We start from the raw sequence: 23,506 nt of genomic DNA, 5'->3' as shown, positions 1-23,506 counted from the left end.
GAGGGGCACGCTCGTCGTGCTTGCGCAACTTCAAGCGCAATGGTGGACCATCGCTTTATTGTCTCAGGCGTGGGTGTTCTGTCCTACGATGAACTGAGGGAAAATTACGACGTTTCCTGGCGTAGATGAACTTCGGGATCTACCTAGTAAAATGTCTATTTAGATATATAGTTCTTCGGCAGGAAGGGTGAAGTGATGACTATGCGGATTATAAGATGGGCTTGTGGCTCGCTTCTCCTTGTGATACTGGCTGTGGCCATTGTGTGCCTTGCGTTGGGAGGATGGGGGTGGGTCACGGAGATATGGATCAGCCGGTCTCTAAGGGCGCAGGGGGTTCAGGTCGAGGTCGTTAGCCACTGGGAAGATAAAGGGACTTGGTCACCCTTTTCGCACCGAGCTTATCAACTTGTATACAACAGCGTGAATCCAGAGCTCCGATCAGCCTCGAGGCTTGGAAAAGTTACCGACCTATCGTTTCAAAACCTTCGCTTGGACCTGGATGACTGCGTTGCATTGGGGCAACTGAAGTCGTTGCGTACACTCGAACTTTATCGCGTAACAGTGCCCTCGGACGGCTGGCAGTACCTTGGCCAATTGTTTGGCCTTATGTCGGTTACTCTGCTGGAGGTGAGAATTGACGAAACAGGGGTGGTCGCTTTGGCCCAGATGCCCTCCCTATCGTATTTGTGGGCGAGCGACACAGAATTCCGCTTATCGCAAGAGTTGAACTTCAAGGCATTTACGGCGTTACAGGAGGCCACATTTGTAAACTGCCAAATGGAACCGGGGTTTCTGGCCGTTATCGCGGATGCCCCACTTGAACGCCTAGAGATGCTGGAGTGCCAATTTTCGGATCATGCATTCGCGTACCTCAGCGAACTGAAGGCACTACGATCGCTATGGCTTGTCACCGACATGCCAGGCCTTCTGGTCGGTGAGGTACTTCCTTCATTGCAGCGGCTGCGCAGTGTTAAGCTCTATATTGGCTCGCACGCTGACGAGGTATGTCAATCCCTTGCTACGCTACCGAATCTAATGGAGGTGCAGATTAATGTGAGCAGGAACATCGGTGTAGGTGATATTGGACTTAAACACCTTACCGAATTAAAGGGGCTCACAACCTTGGCAGTAGACGCTGAAAGAGTAACAGACGTTGGGGCCGAATATGTGGGAAGTTGTTCCAGTCTGCGTGTTCTCCGTCTGGATAATAGCCAGATTTCAGATAAGGGACTGTATGCTATTGCACAGCTTCCGGAACTTTCCGAGTTGTTTATCCCAGGAAGCCGCATTACTGACCATGGCATGAAAGCACTGGTAAGCTGTAACACACTGCGAATTTTGGATGTATCGCGAACAAAAATTACCGATCAAGGTCTCGAGTACATCAAAGATTGCCGTTCACTACAAGTGCTTTATATCCGCGAAACAGGCGTCAGCCGCCAAGGTATCACCACTCTAAAACGATGGCGGCCAGACCTTGCTGTGGTTAACGATAGTCATTGAGCTCACATGGGATGGTCGCATGAGATGGGCGCGGGAGGCGGTCTTAAAGTGTCATCACATTGCTCTTGTTTTTGTGCTGTCGAATTCAGATCTTGCCGCGATTCTTCTCTTTTTATTTGTAACCATGACCATCCCATCGGTGTACAATGGTGACGGAGAGGATGCGCACAGGGGGCGTAATTATCGGAGTCGAGCGCGGGCATCCGATGCTCCTGATAGAAATGAGGACATCAAGGATATGCCCGGCCGGGTCTAGACCGTACCTCGCGGGAGGCACCATGAGAGGCGTGGTCATCTCATCGATCATCATGTTGTGCGCCGCGATGTCCGGGGCTCGACGGGCTGCAGCTTCCGACGGCCACTTGGTGGGGCTTGCCAGCTTTGGCGAGTCCCAGGCGGAAATGTCGAGAGGCGCCGACGCCGCAACCGACCCCGAATTGGCCCGATACTTGGCCACCGGGCCATTCGCGGTGGAAAGCTTTTTGGCTGACTGGCACGACGGGCAGCGGAACCGAACCATCCCGGTCAAGGTGTATTATCCGACGGAGCATGGCCAACCGGCATCAGGACCGATGCCTGTCATCTTATTTTCCCATGGTTTAGGTGGAAGTCGCGAGGCTGCCGCCTATCTCGGGCGTCACTGGGCGAGCCACGGGTATGTGTCGGTTCACCTCCAGCATCCGGGAAGCGACGAGTCCGTCTGGCGGGGCAAGGACCGGCCAATAGAAGCCCTTCGAGAAGCAGCGCGAAACCCCCGCGCGGCCTTGGACCGGGTCGCCGACGTGCGTTTTGTGCTCGATCAGATGGAACAGCTTCAGCGCGAACCAGGCCCTTTGAACAGCCGATTGGATTTAGAGCGGATCGGCATGTCTGGCCACTCCTTTGGGGCCCATACCACCCTGGTCGTGGCCGGTCAGGTTGCTGTGTTGCCTGGCGGACGGGAAATCTCTCAGGCCGATCCCCGCATTAAGGCCGCGGTGATTCTTAGTCCTCCTGTGCCGCAGCGACCAGATCAGCGGGAAAAGGCCTTCCGAAAAATTGCCATCCCCTGTTTTTACATGACGGGTACGGAGGACGACAGCCCGATCGGGGAGACCCGCAAGGAGGACCGCCGTATCCCGTTCGATCTCTCCGGTGATCTGGCAGATCGCTATTTGGTGATCTTTGCCGGGGGTGATCATATGATCTTTTCGGGGCGCGAGCGTTCCCTCTTTGGGACGTCGGGAATAACAAGAGGCGGTTTGCTGTCTCTTCGTCGGGCACGGGAGAAAGATGAGGTGTTTCATCGGCTGATCTGTGCCGCCACGACTGCCTTCTGGGAAGCTTATCTCCGCGGAAACGAGAAAGCCAGGCAGTGGCTGGTGGAAGGTGGATTCGAAAAAGTTTTGGGGAGCGAGGGCACTTTCGAGAAAAAGCTGATTGCGCCCCCTGCGTCTCGAGGAGGAGCCGGGTAGAAGCCGTCTGGACTTCGACAACGATGATAAAATCAATCGCGGAAAAGATGCCGGGATTCCCTGCTTCGGCAGAGCGAGACAAGCTGAACGAGCGTCCTCTCGGTGGATGAAGTGAAAGCCTCAAATGACAGGCATTTTGCAGAAAGATCATACGCGGCATCCGGACCTCAACGGACCAAGAAACCATGAGAACTGCTGTGCTATTGCTTGGGCTTGTCGGTGGTCAATTGATTGGCCAGGCCGCGACCGATCCGCCTTCTCAGCGGTCCGATAAGAATGCCGTCGGGGGGCGATGCTTGAAAAACCTGGCACGGCGGCGGGAGGCGAAACGGAAGGTCGTCGATTCGCCTTGGGTGTGGAATACATGGTGCCGGGGTTAGCAGAGGTCTATGCGAAGACCGGCGTGACCTGGGCCAAGGCCGCGGCCATCGGATGCACCTGGGGGGATATTGAGCCCCGGCCACCGGTGGCCGGTCAACATGTGTACCACTGGGACGCGGCCGATCGGTTGATACTCGAATACCAACGGGCTGGTTTCCGCCACTTTCACGTGTACGTCAGGAGCATGAACCGCTGGGCTTCCAGCAAGCCCGTTAAACCGATCGGTGGCGGGAGTTCGTTGCCCAAGCCCGAGCATTGGGAGGATTACAAGGCGTTCTTGCGGGCGTTTGTCCAGCGTTACGACACCAACCATCTGGGGCATGCACCGGGGCTGCTTTATCCGATCGAGTACTGGGAGATTGAGGCGGAGTGGGGCACAGGCTTCTGGCAAGGGACGGTGGAAGAGTACCTGGAGCTGCTCCGCGTCGCCTACCAGACGGTCAAGCAAGCCAACCCCCGCGCCAAGGTCATTCTGATCGGTTTCTTTTTGGCGGGACTCTTCGAGGGTCATCCTGACCCGAAGGAAATCCCAACCACCCTGGCCGCCATGCCAGCCCAGCGTCGCCGCGTCACCGAACGGTACTTGGACGAGATGCGTCAGCTCTTGGCCCATCCTGACCTCTTCGATGTCGTGGAGTTTCATAGTCTGAGCGATTGGAGCGAGATCCCTGGGATGACCCGCTTTCTCCGCGAAACGATGCGCCAATACGGGTATGAGAAACCGATTTGGGTTGGGGATGTCAATTACACGGCTTCGCCGATGATGTTTTGGGGGATACCTGTTCCGCCTTACACGGAACAACAGAAACCAGCCATCGAGGCTACGTTGAAGGCCCTTTCTCAGCCCAGAGATCGCCATCATCAGGAGGCCCTCGCCTGGTTCCGCGCCGAACAGGCCGAGGGGTTAGTCAAGAAAGTCATCCTTGCTATGGGTGAGGGACTCGCTGGCATCAACATTGGCAACCTCAAGGATGAGGGACTGTTCGGCCTGGTTCCGCAAATCACCGGCACAGTGGCGTTTCAGGGACTGATCGACACAACGGGTCTGCCACCGAGACCTGGCGAGCCGCGGCCCGCCTACCATGCCTTGAGTTTGCTGGTCAAAAAGCTGGGGGAGTTCACCGATGTCGAGAGGCTGGACGTCGGGCGGGGTGTTTACGCCTACCGCTTTACCGTGCGTCGCCGGCCCGTCTATGTTTTCTGGTACGACGATGGACGACGCTATCTCCCGGGTGATAAAGAGCCTGCAACGCGGGTGCACCTGACGCTTCCGCCCGGGCAATATCGACTGACAGAAACACCCACCGCCGCGGGGCCGATCCCTGTCCGCACGGTCACTATTCCCGCAGAAGGATGGACCATTGAGGTGGGTTCCACCCCCATTTTTCTCGAACCTGCTGGCGAGGTCTAAGCCATGAGCCCGTTCGCTCTTCTCCTCTGCGTGCTTGTCGTGTCCAACGAGGGCGGGCCTTCTTCCATGGAATTGAGCAGGACGATCACCCTTCCCCTGACGACACGGACTTTCCGCACCGGGACGACACCCACCGTCGATCGCACAGGGAATCCCGCTGCCGCCTACATGTTGAGCAAACAGGTGGGTGAGCTGACCATGCTGTGGGTCACGCCCAACGGCGTGGGCCTGTACGAAAAACTCTCGCAAATCAACCCGGTGGCCAAGAAAACCAACTACGAGGCAATCTGCGAGATGGGGTTGGTGCCTGTGGTGAATCTGAATCCCTGGACGGTGGGGTCGGGCAAGGGCGTGGTACGCAATGATGGCTCCCTAAGCCGTGCTTTCGCTGATCCCCAATTCGTCGGCCGCTTGTGCGAGGAAGCCCGGCAGGTGGCTGCCCGTTTTCGCCCCGAGTACTTTTCCATTGGCAACGAGGTCAATAGCGTCTATGAATGGTTGGGCCCGGCAGCGTTTGACGATCTGGCATCACTGGAAAAGGCGCTTTATAAGGCGGTCAAGGCCGCGTCGCCTTCTACGAAGGTTTTGGTGGTTGTGTCCTATTCGCAGTTGGTCGATCTGCCGGGACCACCACGGTTTCACCTGGTGGATAAGCTGGCCGGGGCTTATGACGTGCTGGGTGTCACCACATATCCCTGGAAAAAGTACGCGACGCCCCAGGACATACCCGCCGACTATTACATGCGGCTGGCCAAACACACCGACAGACCGCTGGGCTTCACGGAAATCGGGTGGAGCAGCGATCCTGCACAGGGGGGCAGCGAGGACGAACAGGTTGAGTTCCTCATGCGATTCCTGGAACTTACCAAGGGTCTACGCCTGGAGTTTGTCAACTGGGCCTTCCTACACGACCTGCCGGAATCGAGCGTCACAGGTCTGGTCGTGCAGCGAACCCACCTCGGTCTGGGACTGAGAACCTACGACGGGAAGGCGAAAAAAGTCTGGGAGTATTTTCAGGCCCTGCATCACCTGCCGCGGCACTGAACACCACCGCAGCTTCGCCATAGCAGGTGGGTTTTGAAGCCGCGGCACGCCGCCTCGGCACGAGCTGCTGGGTTCCCGCCCCTTTTCCGCGGTAGAAGTGCCCCGTGCGTCTGCAATGAGACCACCCAATTCTGAAATCAGTCTTGTGCCGCGCACCTATCGTGTCAAACTTCCTTCCGAGATAGCAGACTCCGGGAAGATTCCCCTGAGACCTCATCACAGTCGTAAGCCTCGCGCTCGAGAGGCGGGTGCTGGAGGACCGCAGAGTTAAGGACAGGGAAAAAGGATGCGCGGCGGGAGAAGATAAAAGGAAGCCTTGACGGCGAGAGGTGATGGGCCTCGATGGGAAAAGAATCTTTTTCTGGAACCACCGGGTTAACCACCGCGCCAAAAGTGGCCGTTGAAAACGTGCGCTGATATTTTCCGCACGCGAATCACGCCTCCGTTGATCTGTCGCGACATCAACTCCTTTTGCCACTAATGTCCATTTGCTGCCAATGCTTCCGAGGGACCGGAAAGACGTGCGAGTCCTGGATGGCAAACACCAATGCCGGGCTATTCCGTTCAATCGAGGTCCTCGGCAACGGTGCGGAACCCTACATTAAAGACGCGAGAGTAGGGCGGATACGCAAGGCAGAATGATGATGTGGTTCGCTTCGGCCGATCGTACCATGATCCGCCGCGGACCACCCGACATCCCGGCGGGGCCACATCGGTGCGGCCGTCATTATCGTCATAAAGGTATGGCTTGTAGGGGGAAAGCGTCCATTCCCACACATTGCTGTGCATGTCGTGGAGGTGCCAGGGGCTGGGTTGGTAGGAACCAAGTGCTACGGAGACGAGCCCGTCATCATTCCAGCGCACGTCTTTGGGGATCCAGTCGTCGAATGGATTGGGGTTGGGGATCGTCCTGACGCGGATAAAAGTGTCGAGCACAAACTCGCGAAATTTCGCGTCGGCCAGGTTGGTATACCGGGAAAAGTCGGTATCCGCGGTACCGTACCAGAAGGGGCTCTCGGTTCCTGCCCGGCAGGCATATTCCGACTCCGCCTCGGTTGGGAGTCGAAATCGTTCACCGTGACGGCGGAACAACCACTCGCAAAAGGCCAGGGCCTGGCACCATGTGACGCGAACCACAGGCTGCTCGGGTTCGTTCAGTGAAAATCCGCGGTATCCGAACTGATCCCCGTGAAGCGCTTCCACGTGGCTATCGTGGGTTGGATCGAAAGCAGCAAACTGCTGGTTTGTGATTTCGCAGGCGCTGATCCAGAAGTCTTGCGCAATCTCGACGACACATGGTGGGGATTCGTCGGGAGCCCCCTCTCGGCTGCCCATGACAAATCGGCCAGCAGGAATCCGAACTATGGAAAGCGTCACTCCCGGTGTGATCGTTACGGTTCGCTGCCATTCGCCAAGTTTCGCCTGGCGTTCCTGGGCGACGCTTTCCGCGAACGGCCAGCTGGGAATCGAGGGCAAGCGAGCATCCTGAAAAGAGGTCTTCTGCAAGGAGTCATTTTGTGCGTAATGTCCTGCAGGTGGAGAAGTTTCCAGCGAGGTTTTATCGTCGTGGCTCTCGTGTGTCCCCTGCGCGAACACAGTAGTTGCCCGGATTTGTTCCCAGTTGTCTTCCATGCCGGTGTATTGCTTCCGCATTTGAAGAGCGCGTGCCAAAAGTGGGTTCACTGTCTCTTGACCGACGATTTCTGACCACGTGCCGAGGTACGGAGCATTGAGGTCGATCCATGTGTAGAGCCGATCCCTGGCCTCCGGCGGTAACCGGACCCGGTGGTGTCCCTTCTTTAAAACCTGGACGAGTTCAGCGGTTACTGCGCGTTATTCCATAGGGGAGAGCAAATCGATATCGCTCTCGATCCCTGGTCGTCGCACGTATTGATGAAGATTCCCACAAGCGACGGAAAATTTCCGCCCAGGTTCTCCGAAAGGTGCCCCGCGATGGCTGAGGACCAGCCGGTTAGAAGGACATCTCCTCGCAGATCGAAGGGCCCCCACGTGCTCCGACCGGCCGTCGTGGCACGACACACAGTAGCGATCCAAACCAGGCTGGACTTCTCGCGAAAAACTGAATCCTCTGGGCGGGCCATACCAGGGATCAATCATTAGGGGGGATTTCTGAATGCGAAAGTCTCTCGGCCCGGGACGGCCTCGTTCGCGTGTTCCTGACAGCCGATGCACGAGAGGACCTCTCCCGGCATGGCTGTGAACCAATGCCGCATGATTTGGAGGGCCCGGCCTTCCTCGTCCAGAGGTTGTACGGCAATCGGGGTGTAGGCGGGAACGCGGAAAAGCGCGGAACCATCCTCGTGCACCGGCACAGTTCCCAAAATCCGTTTGACATCCCATAAGCCATCCATCCCGATGGCTCCCCAACAATCCCCCCATCCCCCGGAAGCTGAACTCGTAACTGATGAGGCGGAATTTTTTAACCGTCCCGCGAGGAATCCCCTTGAGGCCAGGCCATGATACACATCAACCAGATACACGAGGGCTTCCCTCTGCAAAGGCCGAATTCGGTCGGGGATCACGGGTCGTCGTGGCCGAGGAGCAAGCGGTACTGGCTCCGAAAGCGCGTGGCCAGGCTTTTCTTTGATGAGAACCAGATTGCCGACGACGTCGGCCAGGTAGAGCCCCAGGGGCTCTCCGGTACAGGTTCGCAACTCACCAGAAAATATTTCTCGCTAAGAGGCCAGGGCATCAAGAACTGCGGCCAGACACCGTCCACGAGTTTGTCACGGATGATTGGCTCTATCTTTCTCTCCGCGGGCGGGATCTCGTGCACGACACCTTGTGCCTCCTGCCGCCCAACGGCGGGATCAATGACCACCAGCCGTCCCGAGCGACGAACCCCGTGATGGCTGATGATAATGCCAACTACTTTCCTGACATGGTGGGGAATCGCCCGCGCATAAAAGAATGAGTTTGGGAGATAGCTGTTACTCCCATAATAGGCCATTTGGTTTGTTCCGTCGGGGTTCATAGTGAACAAGATCCGCGAATGTGCGTGGGGAAGGTCGGTGTATTCCCAGCGGAGATAGAGGATCCGCCCATCATTGAGAAGACTCGGATACCAGTTGTGTTCCTGATCGACCGTCAACTGTCTGGTGGAGCCGTCATGTTCCAGGCGCTACATAATTGGTGACGTGAGAGCTCCCATACACACAAGGCACACCCACGAATGGGGCGATGGAAGTGAAGACGATTCGATCGTCCGGCAGGTAACAGGCGTCGTAATTGTCAACATCGGGTTCCCGAATCAGCGGGAGTTCACGGACCTCACTAACACGCAACTGTCCGTTATCGAGCACCAGGGACAGCTCGAAGACCTGAAGGCAATCGAAGGAGCCTGGCATGGACACAAGGAATCGGCTGGCATCGAAATGGACGTCAATCTCGCCGACGTAGCGGCCACCGGTTGGCTCGAAGAGCACCTGGGTGGGTGCGTCCCTCCGACGAAGCGACATAACACACAGCCGATTGTCATAACCGGCTTTGGGAAGACTTGAGAGGCTTTCCCAGTTGGCTGGAAGTCCGAGATCGGGCTCCTTCTTTCGATATTGAGCAATTCGTCGAAATCCAAGAGAGGGTTGGCAAGCAAAGCTTCTCGCTGAAGGGCGCGGAAAGCGTCGCGGAGCTCTTGGGCACGCTGGATGCTGAAATACTCGCGATCCCGGAATTGGTCGCAGGCTACACTCAGCTCATCGAGCCTTTTGCGAAAGACGTGGCCGTTGGCGTACCGATCGCCGTATGATGCGACGAGGTCTTCGATCGCTGCCCTGAGGGACGAAAGCTCCTTGGCCGAGGGAATCAAGGAATTGCTGCCCAGTGCTGCTAACGCGTCCGCTGCGCGCCAATCCACCCGTTGTCACTTGCGGGCCAGATAATTGATGATATTCCCTGTCAAGGGTGCCAGCTCCTCGCGATGGAAATTGTCTGCGAGGGCGTAATGAGGAATTCGCCAGCCCAAAATGATAATCCGTCCTTTCCCGAGACGGTACTCTACCAACGGGTTCTCATCAGCGTAATTGGACCGAGCCAGGAGCAACTCCGCCGGTGGAAGACGGCTACCATAGAAATCGGCAAATGCGGGATAGCCAACCGAGCATTGCCTCCGTCTCCGCGCCCCACGACTCACCACGCTTCTGTGGGATGAGAAAACCAACGCCGTGGGAAAGCCCAGGTCGGCCCGAACAAAATGACAATCCCCACAAGCACGTTCGAAATCCATTTGCGACCCACCACTTTTTGGATCCTCTCCAAAAAGGCGTTTCCGAAGGTTTCTAACAGAAATCCTCAAATGGACATTGTCTTCGACGCCAGACAGGCGAATCTCCAGAAGATATCCCACTCCAGACGCTTTTCACAATCCAGGCGTTCCATACCTAGGTGTCGGTCCGCACTGGACAGCCGCATTTTACTTGGCGAAATGTCCCAAAGCGATACAGTCTCGTGAGTACTGGCCCGCCGATCGGATACGAAGACACCTGGACAATGCACGGTCGCGACCACGTGGTGCTGTTTCGCTTCGGGATTAGCGGAAAGGCCCAACGAGTCACCTTCCAAAATCGTCTAAGGATGCCTCTCAACAGTGCGCCAGTGCGAGTGCCTTTGTGCGAAAGCCGCAGTTATATCCGGGTGCGTCCACAAATGAGTTTGCTTGTTATTCGAACACTTTCCAAGCTCGTTGAATAAACGCTTGATAGATTATCTATAGAGAGTGTGTGGCCAGTTTCTCAGGCTGACGACCCAGGCCACGACACGCTTTCAACCTACCGGACTCTCAACGACGTTCTGGCAATGATTAATCGCCGGATTGAGACGCCGTAGAGAGCGTTCTTTATGCTCGTTCGGCTCTCCGAGTTGGCCGCAGTACCCTTCCACCTTTCGTCATCGGACTGTTCTCGAGGAACAAAAGCAATTGCGTAGCACCTGAGCCGATACTTCCGTGGGTTGCAGGTCCAGAGAAAAGGGATTGGAGAGGGGGATCTTACAGAGGGCTTAATCAGCACAGTTTATTGGCGAGAGAAGGCTGTAGCGTCGGTCAGGCGGGACAGTTGACGGTGCCCGGGATTTTCCCCATAGTCCCAGGGGCCGTGGTTTGCTGGCTCGAGGGTGGTCTGCGAAAAAGGTGGCTTAAAAGATGGATTTCCCATGGTTCGGCGAATGGCACCCAGCTTCTGGATCACGATCTGGCTGAGCCTGCTGGCAGGCCTTTCGGAGGTCCGGGCTCAGGTGTGCAATATTAAAGTCGTCACCAAGGCGAATCCCGACTTGTCCGACATTGATAGCTTTCTCCGCAGTGCTACGGGGGCCCGGCGAACACCCGCAGAGAAATGCTGGGCGCTCTTTTATTGGGTCCATATTGCTCGCCGTCAAACATCCCCGATGATCTTTCACGGCGTGGAAGTCACGGACCCCATCCGGCAGTTCAACGATTTTGGGTACACGATGTGCAGCACAGTGGCGGGAATCAACTGCGGGCTGTGGCACCACTTGGGATTTCCTATGCGGTTCAGGGACGTGACGCTCCATACCGTGTCTGAATGCTTTTACGATGGTCGCTGGCACATGTATGACAACTCAATTTCGGCTATATACACCCTCTGCGAGGGCCACACCGTGGCGGGTGTGGAGGATCTCGGGGCTGATGGGGCCTGTCCGCGTTCGGAGGGTCGTCGGGAAATGGGCCACGTGGTCAAGTATCACTGTCTCACCGCGACCAGCCCCCTCGGGTTTTTCACAGGGGCTGACTGTGCCCGCGACCTGGAGCAGGAGGCCCGTTGTTTTCGTCCCGCGGGGCTCAAGCTTCGCCCGTATTACAACAAGTGGAAGTGGGGGCACCGGTACATCCTCAATGTTTACCCCGGGGCCAGTTATACTCGTTTCTACCGGAGTTTAGGACAGGGAAAAGAGTATTACGTGCCGAATGGTGGAAAGGACCCAGAATCAGTCAACCCACGCTACAGGATAAGGGGGAATGGTGTCTGGCAGTTTCGCCCAAAGATCACACCCACTCTCTTCCACGAAGTGGTTTACGATTCGCTCGATGTGACGGCGACTTTCCAGCAAATCATTCGCCCCGTTGAAGCAAAACGGACGGGTTATGTGACCTTCAAGGTCCAGGGCGCGAATATTGTGACTTCTCAAGTCATTCGTGGACGGGCTATCAGGAAGACAGCCGAGGACCATATCGAGGTGGCTATCAGCACGACGGCTGGCCGCACCTGGGAGAAAGTCTACGAAGCCCACGCGACGGGGAGTTTTCCATTGAACGGGCGCTCGTAGACGAGGTCAACGGGAGCTACGAAGTCCTTGTTCGATTCACGCTCTTTGCTGCTAACGGTGTTGAGGATGTGGGGATCTCCGCAGTGGAGATCGAGACGCGGACGATGCTCAACGACAAGACCCAGCCCCAATTGCGGTTGGGGGAGAATACCGTCTACGTCGACGTTGGCTTACCCACCGACACGATCGTCGTCTGGCCAGACCTCCAGGCTGACTATTACCGTGCCTACGTGGTGGAGGAAAAGAACATCGCGACCGAGTCGAAGGCTAAAGGTTGGCATGGAGTGATGTTTGCCGAAAGGCCGAACGAGGAGGCCTATACGATTTATCGGATCACTGCTCCCCGTTCTATCACCCGGGTGATCTATGGCGGACGGTTTTACAACCGTGTGCCCAATGGGGAGATCGCCCTCGCGCACTCCTTCGACGGAGGCAAAACCTGGCAGATTGATTATCGGCTCACCGATACCTCCCAGCCTTGGGACGTGATTCACTACGTGACCGTCTCGAAGATTCCGCCCGAAACTCGGGAGGTGCTCTTAAAGTATTCCCTTCGCGCGCCCCAGGCGGGCCCCACTGCCTGCAGTCTTTACAGTGTCCGCACGGAGGTCCACCACGAGATCACCGGTCCGCGATTTCGACCGTTAGAGGTAACATTCACATGGGATGAGGTCCAGGAGGACCGCACGTTCGTCCGGCGGAGTCATCGCCAGCGGGTGGACTGTGTTCCTTTGCGTTACACTATTGATGGGGGAAGTGCCGATCATCCGGTCATTGAAAGCTTGCGGGTGGCTGTGGCCGATGAGGTGGTCCAGGGAAGGTACGGCTATTCTGATAACCGCAAGGGGCTGGGAAGGCGGGTCCTCGATGTTTGGCGGGAGTGTGGGGAGAATCTTTTGCGAGGAAAGCCCTATACGGTGAGCGCCAAACCGACGGGGGCCTGGGGGGCGGACGACCCCCAAGGACGAAAACTCACCGATGGAATTGTCGGTTCTAATTACGCTGGCGAGACGGCGATGAAATACGCGGTCGGCTTCGACGAGAAGGTCTCTCCGGTCGATATCACGTGGATATGGGCGAAGAGCACGCGATCAGCGCGCTGGGAATTCATCTGACAGCCGGCTGGCCCTGGTGAGACGCCCTACGGGGCGAAGTCCGCGATCAAGTCGAGGTCTTCACCTCTCGCGACGGAAAAAGAGTTTCAGTCCCAGGGATTCTTCCGAATGAACCATTTTCGGCAAGAAATTCCGGTCAACCACATGCTTCCAGACGATGAGACGGCTCAAGCCTGGAACTATGTGCTCCCCTTGCGGTCGCCCGTCAGGGCTCGGTTTGTCCGTTTTCGGGTAACCGCGAGGCGAAGTCTGGGCATTACGGAGGTTCAGGCCTTCGATCGACTGGACCGCCGCGATTTCTCCCTGCGGGTCCTCCTCCCTGACGAGAATCCGTGAATACACGGCACAGTTCCGGCATCGGGGTGCGGCAGAGACAACGTTCCGGTTACGGAAATTGGGGAGCAAACCCGGTTAATGGCAGGCGAGCCTTCTGTGCGGGCGCGGAAGTCTTTGCGAACCCGGCTGTGCCGCGTGGGCTGCCTCACATTGGCTAGCCGAGAGGCTCGAGCGTGCCACTGTAGGCAGGCAAGTAAAAGCGAAGCGTGAATGTTAAGCACGCTGGCTACCAGGTGCCACCGGCCAACTCGTGGGTTTTGAAGTTTGCTTACTTATGGTCCCAAATCTTGCCAGTGCTCTTAGATTTCCCGAACAATGCCTGAATCAATAGATGGAAAATATTGAAGTGCGCTGTGCTGAGGCTGTCCAAGCCGTGCGCCGAATCCTGACCAAGTGCGGCCTTCTGTGAGGATCTTTCTGCCCGAACGACATAGGCACACCGGAGCAATGCCGCCCGGGAAGATCAAGGTTTCGTGTGCCTCCAACCTAAGCGGTGATGATCGAAGCATATATCTATGGCAGGCCGATAAAAATCGCACACCGCGTCCAACGATACCCTGGGCAAGCGGAGGAGGTCTTACTCCATTAGTTTTGCGCGTTGCGCGATGAGCGCACTTGCAGATGATTTGGTGTCTGCAATGAACCAGGAAGTAACACATGTGTCAAGCTAGCTGTTTGAGCAGACCGATTATTGCGGCGACACAACAAATCGGATGTACCGACATGCAGTACGCGGCCAGCTTTCTGGGCTTGTGGAGTGTTCCAAGGGATGACCAACTGGCAAGGCTGCCGTCAGGCTTCGACGTTTTGGAAAGAATGTGGCGGCCGTTCGCTGGAAAATCCCTTGAGTGCTAAGCACCGCGACTCAGGCCGGAGTAGATATTTGGAAATTCGCGATTCCAACTAATACCAAGAAGGTTAGAGAAGCTACAGTGATGAGCGAAATCAGAATTCGCGGCATTCAGAGATCCTGCGTGAACGGGGCGGCCTCGAAAAAACCATGGAATAAAAAGACCTCTACCGAGGTTTAGTAATTGTCTCCGCATTCCGAAAACTGACCGCCAGAGGATTACAAGAAAGCTAGTGCCGAGTACGAAGCGAAGATGACGGAGTAACGGGTGCAAATAATCTACTGGGGCTCAAAGAAAACGCGGTTTGTGAGTGGCCAGAACCTTGTCGGGATCCGGAGTCGAAAGCAATCAAAGAGCTTGTTCGTTGCGATCGCTTAGTCTCTGAGCCCCAACTTTGTGTCATCCTGAAGCCTTTATGGCCGTCATCCAGTTGCAATTTTCATCTCGCTGTGGAGTCGAATCCAGGGCGTGAATCTCTATACGTGTTCCGACGACGGCAGTCTTGTGTTAGGCGCCCCGAGCTGGGCAGAAGCATGGTTGATATCGTCTCTAGATCCAAGGCGGGCGCCTATAATGCTAATCGAACAAGCGGAGAGAGGGTCTCGGGTATTGGGTCATCCAATAGACGTGCGGAGTATGGTATGCCGTAAGCCTGATAAATTACGGAGAAGACACAAACAGTGCTCGGTTCGCGGTGTGTTTCCGCTAGTGCAGGATTAAAAAGCATTCGAGTGTTTTGCGCCGCAGCTGTCTGCCGGAGAAAGGTAAGCGGCTGTGTAGAGATTATGCCCGAGGAATTCCCTGGATAGTTGTCACAATTAGGCTGCGTGCCCGCGCAAACGGCACCGATCGATCAGGGATACGTCTTTCACGCGATAACAGCATAGAGGGAGAAATAATGTGCGGAGAATAGATCCTTCGAAAAGCCCAGTGTCGCGAAAAGAATTCTCACGAGAATCTCTTCTTCCCGGCCAAGTTTTGCCCAACGGCTTGGTTCTTGAGCGCCTCCTAGCCCGCGGTGGGTTAAGCAATGTGTGGCTTGCCAGCAACAAGGGGTATCGGCTTGTTGTCAAAACCTTTCGTCGTGATCCAGAATGGACTGAAGATCAATCACAGCGATGTTACGATTACTTTGTTCGCGAAGCTCGCTACCTCCAATCATTGGCTCACCCGAGGATTGTCAAAGGCTTGGGCACGGTGTCGCTTATCGGCGAAGTCGGTATTTTGCTGGAATATCTTCCTGGTGTTAACCTTCGCCGTTGGATGGACACCCATGCCCAACCCCGCACCCTCGAACAATTCCGGCAAATTGCGATCAGCATTGCCGAAGGATTGAAGTTTGTCCATGCCAGTGGTCTCATACACCGCGATATCGCCCCACGCAACCTGATGATCAATGGCAATCTCGTGGCCACACTTATTGACTTCCAATTCGCCTGCCCTCATCCGTCCGATTTGGCTCGGCAAGATTTTGAAGCAGGAAAGCCGATGACGTGTGGGCTGGGGCACTGGGCCTATACCGCGCCAGAAATAATGGACGGGTTTGACACAGTTTATGACTACCGTGTCGATATTTATTCGCTCGGCGCAGTCCTCATTGAATTGCTCGTCGGTCGTCCCCCGCGCCGCCGTCCACCTCAGGAGTGGCGGCCCGACGTGCCCCCGCGGCTTGCCGAGTGTCTGTGGGCTATGGTGGATGAGCTCCCCGCCAACCGTCCGAGTTGGCAAGAGATTGAGCAGGTTCTTGATTCAATCCGTTGAGGATGGCAAGAAAACGATCGACATACCCTGCTTTGCTAAGAGTCTCGAAATGCGTGCGGGATCGGCCAGTTTTACGCTTCCCGCGACGAGCGTTACGTTTTCTAGAGGGGCGCTGCAGGCCGTCGATATGACCAGCGAGTCTTGCTCTTCCTTGGAGAGATCTTCGAATCTGTCTGTGATCTTTAAATGGCCCAGACCCAATTGCATAGCCATTTGAAGAGCGGGTGTGCGGACGTTCAGCTCTTTCCAAAGATCCTTTAAAGGAACAGTACTCGCGATTTTAATAAGGCTTCTATTGTTCGGGAGGACGACGTAGGCGGATTCCCAGCCCATTCCGGTACCCTCACAGGGCGGACATATTTTCCAACGAAATCTTGATTTGAGTTCCTGTTTATAGCCTGGGTCTCTCATCTTGCCCAGAACCTTGTGGACGTAGTAATGAAGTCCCCGCCAGATGAAGAAGTCCTGAGTCCGGTCGTCCCTTGCAGCCCCTGGCTTTGGAAATCGCCGCCAGGGTATTCCGTTTTCGAGAAGGAATGCCGTCTCACGATCCATGGCGGTGTAGGGTTGCAGGAAGTCCGCCACCGCTTGCTGAGCAAAAAACTTGGCCTCCGGAATGAGTCTTTGTCGGCGCAAGGCTCGAATAGCTTGCAGGAGGCTTGAATGCCAGAAGCGGTCCTCCTCAATCGTGCTGCGGGGATCGGCGATGATTAATTCGAGGGGGTACGCCATTAAGCGGCCGGTGCCACTGCAGTAGGCACATCGGCCGTTTGGGGAACGACAATCTCCCACCCGCGGATCCCCCAGAAGAGTACCAAACCGGGCAATCCTCTTTCCTTCAATCAGCAGGAATCGGGTGGTGACGATGGTCCCCACATCGGGGCCCTCCATGAGACGAACGACCCCATGGGACCAGCGGAGGGCCACCTGTCGAAGAGGGGGTTCGGCGTCGGCCTCACAAATGACCCAACAGTCCAGAAGTTCTTTCCTGTTTTTTACGTGCTTGAGCAAACCAGAAATGGGCCAAGTTTGGCCATCATGCCACACTCGCCGGAAGCCCAGTCTTTGCAACTGCCTAAGGGCCTCGATAAGGTCCAAGGGCGTCGCCAAACCCAGGCGTTGGCCGAAGCTGACAGGCGAGAAGCCGAAAGGACGGTGTTGCACTGCTTGCTCGACGTCGGACAGGTTCGGCACTCCTACCACACCCTCTGCCAACACGGGTCTCCAGCGAGTGCGGAGGACTGGCAGGATTTCGAGAAGCTCACCCACTCGCGCGTCCTTGGGGAACTGCATGGGGTCCAATTTAACGGTCGGACGGAGTGGACGAGGATTTCGCTCATCTTCCCACACGTCCTGGTGGACGAGGAAAGACTCGAAAACCCGGGCGGCCTGGCGGAGAATTTCAACCCCAGATGCTTGCCCAGCACAAGCCGATTTCTCAGAGTGAGCTCGTGCTGGGAGCGCACTTGGTGCGGACCGGAGAGCTGCAGCGGAAGGTGTTCTCGCTTTCATGAGTTGGGAGTAAGTTCCCTGAAAAATCACCTTCCCACCGTCAGGACCAGCGCCCGGTCCAAATTCGATGATCCAATCAGCGGAAGGGAGTAGGTCCAGTTTGTGCTCGATGACTACCAGAGTGTGGCCGCTCATCCTGGCCAATTCAGCCAGTTTGCGAAAGACATGTTGCGCGTCGCGAGTACCGAGCCCCGCGGTGGGTTCATCGAGGACGAGAAGGCCTTGTCCGGGTGTAGCTTCGATTCGTGCCATAAAGCGGGCGACACGCAACCGTTGTCGCTCTCCGGCGGATAGGGTGGAAGTAATGCGAGAAAGCTGAAGGTGCCCTAGCCCTAACTCTGTCATCAATGTCAATCGTCGACGGGCCTCGCCATCGAAAGCAGGATGTTCGGACTCCACCAGTTGTTCCGCCGACATGTCGAGCAGTTCGGCGATTGTGAGCCCATCCACGCGGATGAGGAGCGGCAGTCCGGCCAGCCTTTGGCCACCACAGAAATGGCAGGTTTCGGGCAGCTCGTTGCCATGACCGTCTCGGGCCGTACCCGTTCCTTCACACGCCGGGCAGGCCCCTTTTGCGTTGAACGAGAAATCGGAGGGCGTCAACCCAAGGTTGCTGGAGAGGCTCTGGCGGGCGTAATAATGGCGTATCTGATCGTAGATCTGAAGACTGGTGGCGACGATACTGTTCCGCCCCGACTCCCAGGATTTTTGCGATACCACCTCGACAAAACTGATTCCTTTGGGCAGACGAAGATCGCAAAGCCGAGCGGAGAGAGTACCTCTTAGGGCCGCCTCCACGGCGGGGACGAGACCCTGTATGATCCCCGAAGATTTGCCTGCCCCGGAAACGCCGATCACGGCCGTCAGCCGTCCCACCGGCACACGAAATGCAGCTTTCCGCACATTGTTGACAGAAAGCTGGGCAACCTCGATAGCCTCTCGCGACACTTCGTCGCCCTTGCCATAGCACGGTTTCTGCTTGTGACGATTGCCTCCGCCTCCTCCGAGATAACCCTCCGGCTTACCAGCATAGACGATCTTGCCCCCCTGATGGCCTCCCCCGGGGCCGAGCACCACGAGATGATCTGCCAGGCGGAACAAAAGCGGATTGTGCTCGACCATGAGCACTGTGTTGCACCCTTCGTCAAGTTTGGAAATGCTTTGCGCCAGTGCCGTGACATCTTGGGCGTGAAGAGCCCGTGAGGGTTCGTCGAGCAGGTAACAACATCCAGTAAGCTGAAGCGCCAATGCTAGCCCCAATTTGATTCGTTGAGACTCACCACCGCTGAGGGTACTGGTGCTTCGGCCTAATTGGAGATAACCGAGTTTTAGATCAACGTAAACGGACAGCAGGGAATGGAGACTGGATAGTACCTTGGCTTCACGGGAAGTTGCCGTGGGCTGCCATTGCTCGACAACTTTCTGGAATTCTCCGATCGTGAGCCGGGTCACGGCTTCGCTTAGCCTTAGTCCGCGGTAGACGCAAGCTCGTGCGGAGCGATTGTAGCGGCTTCCACCGCAGTCGGGACAAGCACGCTTCGTCTGCAAATGGTCGAATGCCTTTGCCGACGAGGTCTGCGACTGCATCCGGGAGTTGAGCAGAGGGAGGATCCCCTGAAATGGACGCTTCGCCTTTCTTGGCCGGGTTTCCCCGGGATGAAGTTCCGGGACCGGCTCTCGCCCGGATCCGTGGAGGATGATCTCGCGGACCGGCTCTGGAAGCTGATTCCAAGTGACGTCTTCGGGAAGACCATGGAGATAGAACAAGCCTCGCAGAACACAATCGAGCGCCCCCAAGTGGGTGAAACGCTCGCCGGAGCGAGGAAGATTGAGGCCGCCTTCAAGGAGTGGCGCGTCAGGATCCCGTACAAGCGATTCAACATCGATCGTCTCCACTATTCCCCGGCCGCCACAAGTTTCGCAGCAGCCACTTCCCAGTCCCTGAGAGTTAAAGGAGAGAAGCCTACGGCTGAGTGGGAGAAAAGGTTCCCGCTCGTCTCGGGCGATCCGGTGGAATCCCCCTTCTACAAAAACCCTGCCGTCGATGACCCACAACCAATTCTGCGAGGGATTCCTCATCAAGGTGCGTATATCATCCTCGTCACTGATGACGCGTGTGACCTCGGGAACTGCGAGCCAAAGCGTGGCCGGGAGGAGAGATTTGATCCCTTCCCGGCTGGAGCAAGTCCAGGAGCTGTCCGCTTTGCGGACGAACAGACATTCGACTTTGGGAATCTGGCTCATGCCAACTACATCGATGGCGGGAGTCACCCGCGCCAGTGTGGCGGAATGCCCGCGGTAATGTTCCCACAACCAGCGGCCGAAATCCGCGCGGTCGAGGTCCTCCACCGGAAAGCCACCCGGCGAAAGGGAAACACCAAAATTGATAAAGAGCTGGGCGAGCAAGTGGAGGATTCCTGTGTAGGTGGCAACAGTGGACCGGATGTGGCCACGCACTGGTTCTTGACGGACTTCAATGATTGGAGGAAGGCCTTCCACACTGGCCACCCTAGGTTCGTACGATGGTGCCAGTGCGTGCGGGTTGCCGCGGAGGCGTCCCAGTCTTCGGCTTCCGATGCGGGCAATGACCTGGTGCACGAGAGAGGATTTGCCAGCTCCTGAAGCCCCCGTGATCACCGTAAGGCTGCCGTTAGGGAGGTCCAGAGAAACTCCTTGAAGATTGTTCTCCCAGGCATCACGGATGCGCAGAGGTTGACGTCGACACGCATCGAATTCAGTCATGACACTCCGCCTGTCCTCTCAAGCGGAGGGGCAGATCTTTTGTGCTTTTCTTCGAGTCTCTTCCGCCACTCCGCGTCCCGTCTGAAGTAGAACAGCATTTTGTGTTCGTAGGTTGTCTCCACAAGGCGGGAGAGGCTCTGGGCCCGGTATGGTGTGAACTCAGGATGGTAAATATTGAAATACTCTACAGGGAGTCGCTTGAGCCCCACTTCGAAGCCGGCCTCATAAAAGATGTCGGCCACTTCGTCTAGCGAGTAATCAAACACACGGTAGCCCTCCTTTTTTAGGAGTTTGCGCCGGTGTGGCCAGAGCGGGTTCTCAATATGGCACCCCATCGTCGCGTAATATTCCCCTTTGTCTTTAAGAACGCGATAAACAGTTCGCGCCAGCCCCGGTAGGTCCTCGATCATCCAGAAAACCTCTTGGCTGAAAGCTAGGTCGAATTTGTTCTCCACATTGTTCAGAACCGCCGGAGTGTCGTACTCGATTGGTTCCCCCTCGCGACGGTTCTGCCGAGCCTTTTCCAGCGCAGCCGAGTCCGTGTCTACGCCAAGTCCGTAGGCGAATGGTCGCATTTGGTAAAGGAGCCGGAGGAACTGCCCATCCCCGCAGCCATAATCGAGGACCACCTCTTGGCCCGTGGGAGGCGGTATGATCTCATGGATCATCGCTGTCCAAAAAGTAAGGTTGCCACTTTCAATGCCAATATTAAAGGCGTCATAAAGATGCCAACCCAGCCGAGCCATGGTCGTTGCCTCCCGAGGTGACGCTCTAGTAAGCAAAAAGAAATAACATTTGCCGCCCTGTCGTGGTGCCGTCGGCGTTTACTTCGACGCTGCAGCGTTCACGACCGTGAACTGTCCGGTGATTGTCAATTACTGTGATGTCACCCGCGGCTACGCGAAGCCACTGAACACATTCTGAAGCCAGTCGTTCAAAACACTTCATCGCCGCAAGCTGTTCGAGGCTTGGTCGGACTTTTCTGACACGGAAACCCTGCTCGATCCGCGAGCGATGGTAACGGACGAGGAGGCGTCCGTTGGCTTTCTGGCTGAGAATCGGGCGATCAATCACATTCGCGAGCTCCCGGGCATTCTGCGCAGCGAAGGGGAGAGGTACGGTCCGCAGGCGAATCATTTCGGGATCGTCGTAAAGCCCAAAGCAGGCCGATTCAATGTTGGCGATCGAAAGCCTCCCAAACTCCTCCAGGGCATCGGGGTGCAGACAGCACGACATTGTCAGCCGCGGAGGCTCCTCCATCATGCTGTAATCGGTATGGAGCGGAAGACGACGCAGATGGTTGCCCATGAGAAGCTCCCCCGGCCGGACGTGTGCCGGGATGATCGCGGCCCCCACATCCGGGTCGATATAGATGTTGCCCAAGAGGGTTGCGAATGCGGGAAATATTCGCGCAGAGGTCTCCGGAGATAGACCACGGACCTGAACGAAGCCTTGTTCTTCCAGCACTTGTTGGGCGAGCGAGGCCACTCGACCCAAGATCTCGCACCGCCGCGCAGCTTCCGCGATCTTGGACACATCTGATTGGGTCACGGGCTGAAGCTCGGGCAACCGCGTGACCTCGATTGTGATGGCTGTAACGGTGTCAGGCCGCAAGATGAGCATCACAGACCTCCGGAAACATTCCAGGAGCTCGTCTCGGGCTAATATCGCTGGTCTAAAAAGAAAGTGATTCTGCCCTCTGCGAACAAGGTTAACGGCAATCCTTAGAAGAGCAGGGGTGTGCAGGGCCTAGAAGTGCTTCGCCGAATTCCTTTTCCCAAAGGGCCTGAGTCTCTTGCCACGCCTCCTGGTTCCTCCGCCGACTTTCCTCATCACCTATTCCGAAGTAGGGGTCGTGATGAAGGAAATATCCGAAGATCCGCTGGCAGTCCTCAGCGTACTTTCGTGTATCAAGAATATGGTAATGCCACACAAGATCGATCAAGGCACTTGGGACGAGTGTTCGGTCCGGATAACGCTGATGAAGAGTGAGAAACCGACGATAGGCAAGCGCCGCCGCCTCAAGATCAATCGGCCCTCCGTTGATCGTCGAGAGCTCACACTGGATTTTCCAGAGAATGGGACGGAGGTCAATGTCCACCAAGTCTTGAGCTGCCTTCGGAGTAATAGTTTCGACTGCGATTGCCATTACCCTCCACTCGTACTGACTGACCAGGTGAATCCTATGCCACGTTGGCCACAACCTCCTGCACCGCGACAAGCTTACAACCGCCGGGAATTTTATCAAGCGGGGCTGTCATAAACAAGAGCCACCCCTTTGGGAACCATTTAAAGGCGCGGGAGAAGGTTCGCTGCTTGCATGACTCGGCGCCTCGCTAAGAACAAGACGGCGGCATACAGAGTGTGCCAACAACAACAAGGTGGCTTGTCCGTAATTATCCGACGTTGACCTTTTTACGACCATCGGCGCGTTCTCCTGCTAGTCACACTCTTCCGTGTTTTACGTGCGACTGACGCGGGAGAAATCAAAAGGCGGGGAGAGATTTGCGATAGGTCAGATTCTCAATGGTCACGTCTGGCAACCACCAGTTGCTTGCGATTGTTCGTTTTTCCGTAGCGCACGGTTCGCCGAGCTTTCTTCATGAACCTTTCGATCTGGGACTGCTGGGTCGAGCGACGACTTAGGATCTGCGTAAAACACTCTCGCTACAGCGAATAACGAGGACCAGCACGTCCCTTCCGGTGTGACTTTCGCCTTCCTCGCTAACGGCGCCCGTCCGGTCGCCGGGAAAACGGCATCCGGGTCTCGTGGCGGACTCCGAAAGGAGCCCGAAAAGGACGAGCATGCTTCATTCCGGGTCGCCCGGGGAGTCGTGTTTTTGGAGTTTATAATTTTGACGTTTTGGTAAAAATAAGCTATACTAACTGTTAGAATTTTCGAGTTCCTGCAGCGCTGGTGCTGCATGGAAAATTCCCCCGAACGGCCATTTGAAAAAGGACGACAACGCATGATCACCCCGCGAAATCTGACCATCGGCGCGACGACCCTCGTTGCGTTGGGAGCCGCTGCTCTGGCTGTTGCTGCCGAGCGTGGCCTGGGGCGGGCCCTCATTCCCAGAGTGATCAACCCGGGGG

General features: G+C 56.3%; 18 protein-coding genes. 9 read left to right on the top strand and 9 right to left on the bottom strand.

The genetic code is table 11. The annotated features are described in order from the left end of the window. The first annotated feature begins 513 nt into the window (after positions 1-513). From ABJK56_RS12940 to ABJK56_RS12925, 4 genes are all read left to right on the top strand, one after another. Positions 514-1,503, top strand: coding sequence for a hypothetical protein (locus ABJK56_RS12940; RefSeq protein WP_347245086.1), 990 nt, complete (start codon positions 514-516; stop codon positions 1,501-1,503). 278 nt (positions 1,504-1,781) lie between these two features. Further along, the gene (locus ABJK56_RS12935; protein WP_347245085.1) at positions 1,782-2,957 is read left to right on the top strand and encodes a hypothetical protein; all 1,176 of its coding nucleotides are present in this window, start codon (positions 1,782-1,784) and stop codon (positions 2,955-2,957) included. 292 nt (positions 2,958-3,249) lie between these two features. Further along, entirely contained in the window at positions 3,250-4,749 is a 1,500-nt protein-coding gene (locus ABJK56_RS12930) for a hypothetical protein (RefSeq protein ID WP_347245084.1), read from the top strand. Between the two features lie 3 nt (positions 4,750-4,752). Further along, positions 4,753-5,793 (top strand): hypothetical protein, encoded by a 1,041-nt coding sequence (locus ABJK56_RS12925; protein WP_347245083.1) that lies wholly within the window; start codon positions 4,753-4,755, stop codon positions 5,791-5,793. Between the two features lie 564 nt (positions 5,794-6,357). Here ABJK56_RS12925 and ABJK56_RS12920 read toward each other — a convergent pair. The 4 genes from ABJK56_RS12920 to ABJK56_RS12905 form a co-directional block, all read right to left on the bottom strand. Then, entirely contained in the window at positions 6,358-7,446 is a 1,089-nt protein-coding gene (locus ABJK56_RS12920; RefSeq protein WP_347245082.1) for a formylglycine-generating enzyme family protein, read from the bottom strand. Positions 7,447-7,910: 464 nt separating this feature from the next. Then, positions 7,911-8,165, bottom strand: a complete 255-nt coding sequence (locus ABJK56_RS12915; RefSeq protein WP_347245081.1) for a hypothetical protein — start codon at positions 8,163-8,165, stop codon at positions 7,911-7,913. Between the two features lie 167 nt (positions 8,166-8,332). After that, complete coding sequence (locus ABJK56_RS12910; protein WP_347245080.1) at positions 8,333-8,905, bottom strand: hypothetical protein; 573 nt, start codon at positions 8,903-8,905, stop codon at positions 8,333-8,335. Between the two features lie 16 nt (positions 8,906-8,921). Then, on the bottom strand, positions 8,922-9,272 hold the full coding sequence (locus tag ABJK56_RS12905) for a hypothetical protein (protein WP_347245079.1): 351 nt from the start codon (positions 9,270-9,272) through the stop codon (positions 8,922-8,924). A gap of 38 nt (positions 9,273-9,310) precedes the next feature. Between ABJK56_RS12905 and ABJK56_RS12900 the strand changes: the two genes are divergently transcribed. Further along, complete coding sequence (locus tag ABJK56_RS12900) at positions 9,311-9,559, top strand: hypothetical protein (protein WP_347245078.1); 249 nt, start codon at positions 9,311-9,313, stop codon at positions 9,557-9,559. Between the two features lie 114 nt (positions 9,560-9,673). On the opposite strand, the gene ABJK56_RS12895 is transcribed toward ABJK56_RS12900, so the two are convergent. Then, positions 9,674-10,036 carry a hypothetical protein gene (locus ABJK56_RS12895; protein ID WP_347245077.1) on the bottom strand — a complete coding sequence of 121 codons (363 nt, stop codon included), beginning with the start codon at positions 10,034-10,036 and terminating at the stop codon, positions 9,674-9,676. A gap of 923 nt (positions 10,037-10,959) precedes the next feature. On the opposite strand from ABJK56_RS12895, the gene ABJK56_RS12890 reads away from it, so the two are divergent. From ABJK56_RS12890 to ABJK56_RS12875, 4 genes are all read left to right on the top strand, one after another. Next, a complete protein-coding gene (locus ABJK56_RS12890) occupies positions 10,960-12,093 on the top strand; it encodes a hypothetical protein (RefSeq protein ID WP_347245076.1) in 1,134 nt (377 codons plus the stop codon). Between the two features lie 68 nt (positions 12,094-12,161). Further along, positions 12,162-13,208 (top strand): hypothetical protein, encoded by a 1,047-nt coding sequence (locus ABJK56_RS12885; RefSeq protein WP_347245075.1) that lies wholly within the window; start codon positions 12,162-12,164, stop codon positions 13,206-13,208. Positions 13,209-13,316: 108 nt separating this feature from the next. Then, the gene (locus tag ABJK56_RS12880; protein WP_347245074.1) at positions 13,317-13,544 is read left to right on the top strand and encodes a hypothetical protein; all 228 of its coding nucleotides are present in this window, start codon (positions 13,317-13,319) and stop codon (positions 13,542-13,544) included. Between the two features lie 1,781 nt (positions 13,545-15,325). After that, positions 15,326-16,156: a serine/threonine-protein kinase gene (locus ABJK56_RS12875; protein ID WP_347245073.1), complete on the top strand. Its 831-nt coding sequence runs from the start codon at positions 15,326-15,328 to the stop codon at positions 16,154-16,156. Here ABJK56_RS12875 and ABJK56_RS12870 read toward each other — a convergent pair. The 4 genes from ABJK56_RS12870 to ABJK56_RS12855 form a co-directional block, all read right to left on the bottom strand. Beyond that, positions 16,145-20,410 carry an ATP-binding cassette domain-containing protein gene (locus tag ABJK56_RS12870; RefSeq protein WP_347245072.1) on the bottom strand — a complete coding sequence of 1,422 codons (4,266 nt, stop codon included), beginning with the start codon at positions 20,408-20,410 and terminating at the stop codon, positions 16,145-16,147. The genes ABJK56_RS12875 and ABJK56_RS12870 overlap by 12 nt on opposite strands. After that, positions 20,407-21,156, bottom strand: coding sequence for a class I SAM-dependent methyltransferase (locus ABJK56_RS12865; RefSeq protein WP_347245071.1), 750 nt, complete (start codon positions 21,154-21,156; stop codon positions 20,407-20,409). The genes ABJK56_RS12870 and ABJK56_RS12865 overlap by 4 nt, the downstream gene beginning before the upstream one ends. Before the next feature lie 25 nt (positions 21,157-21,181). Further along, positions 21,182-22,033 carry a TauD/TfdA family dioxygenase gene (locus tag ABJK56_RS12860; RefSeq protein ID WP_347245070.1) on the bottom strand — a complete coding sequence of 284 codons (852 nt, stop codon included), beginning with the start codon at positions 22,031-22,033 and terminating at the stop codon, positions 21,182-21,184. An 88-nt stretch (positions 22,034-22,121) separates the two neighbouring features. Beyond that, positions 22,122-22,559: a glycine-rich domain-containing protein-like gene (locus tag ABJK56_RS12855; protein ID WP_347245069.1), complete on the bottom strand. Its 438-nt coding sequence runs from the start codon at positions 22,557-22,559 to the stop codon at positions 22,122-22,124. Between the last annotated feature and the right edge of the window lie 947 nt (positions 22,560-23,506).

It is taken from the genome of Thermogutta sp. (genome assembly GCF_039793925.1).
Taxonomy (GTDB): domain Bacteria; phylum Planctomycetota; class Planctomycetia; order Pirellulales; family Thermoguttaceae; genus Thermogutta.
This window is presented reverse-complemented; position numbering and strand designations above follow the sequence as displayed.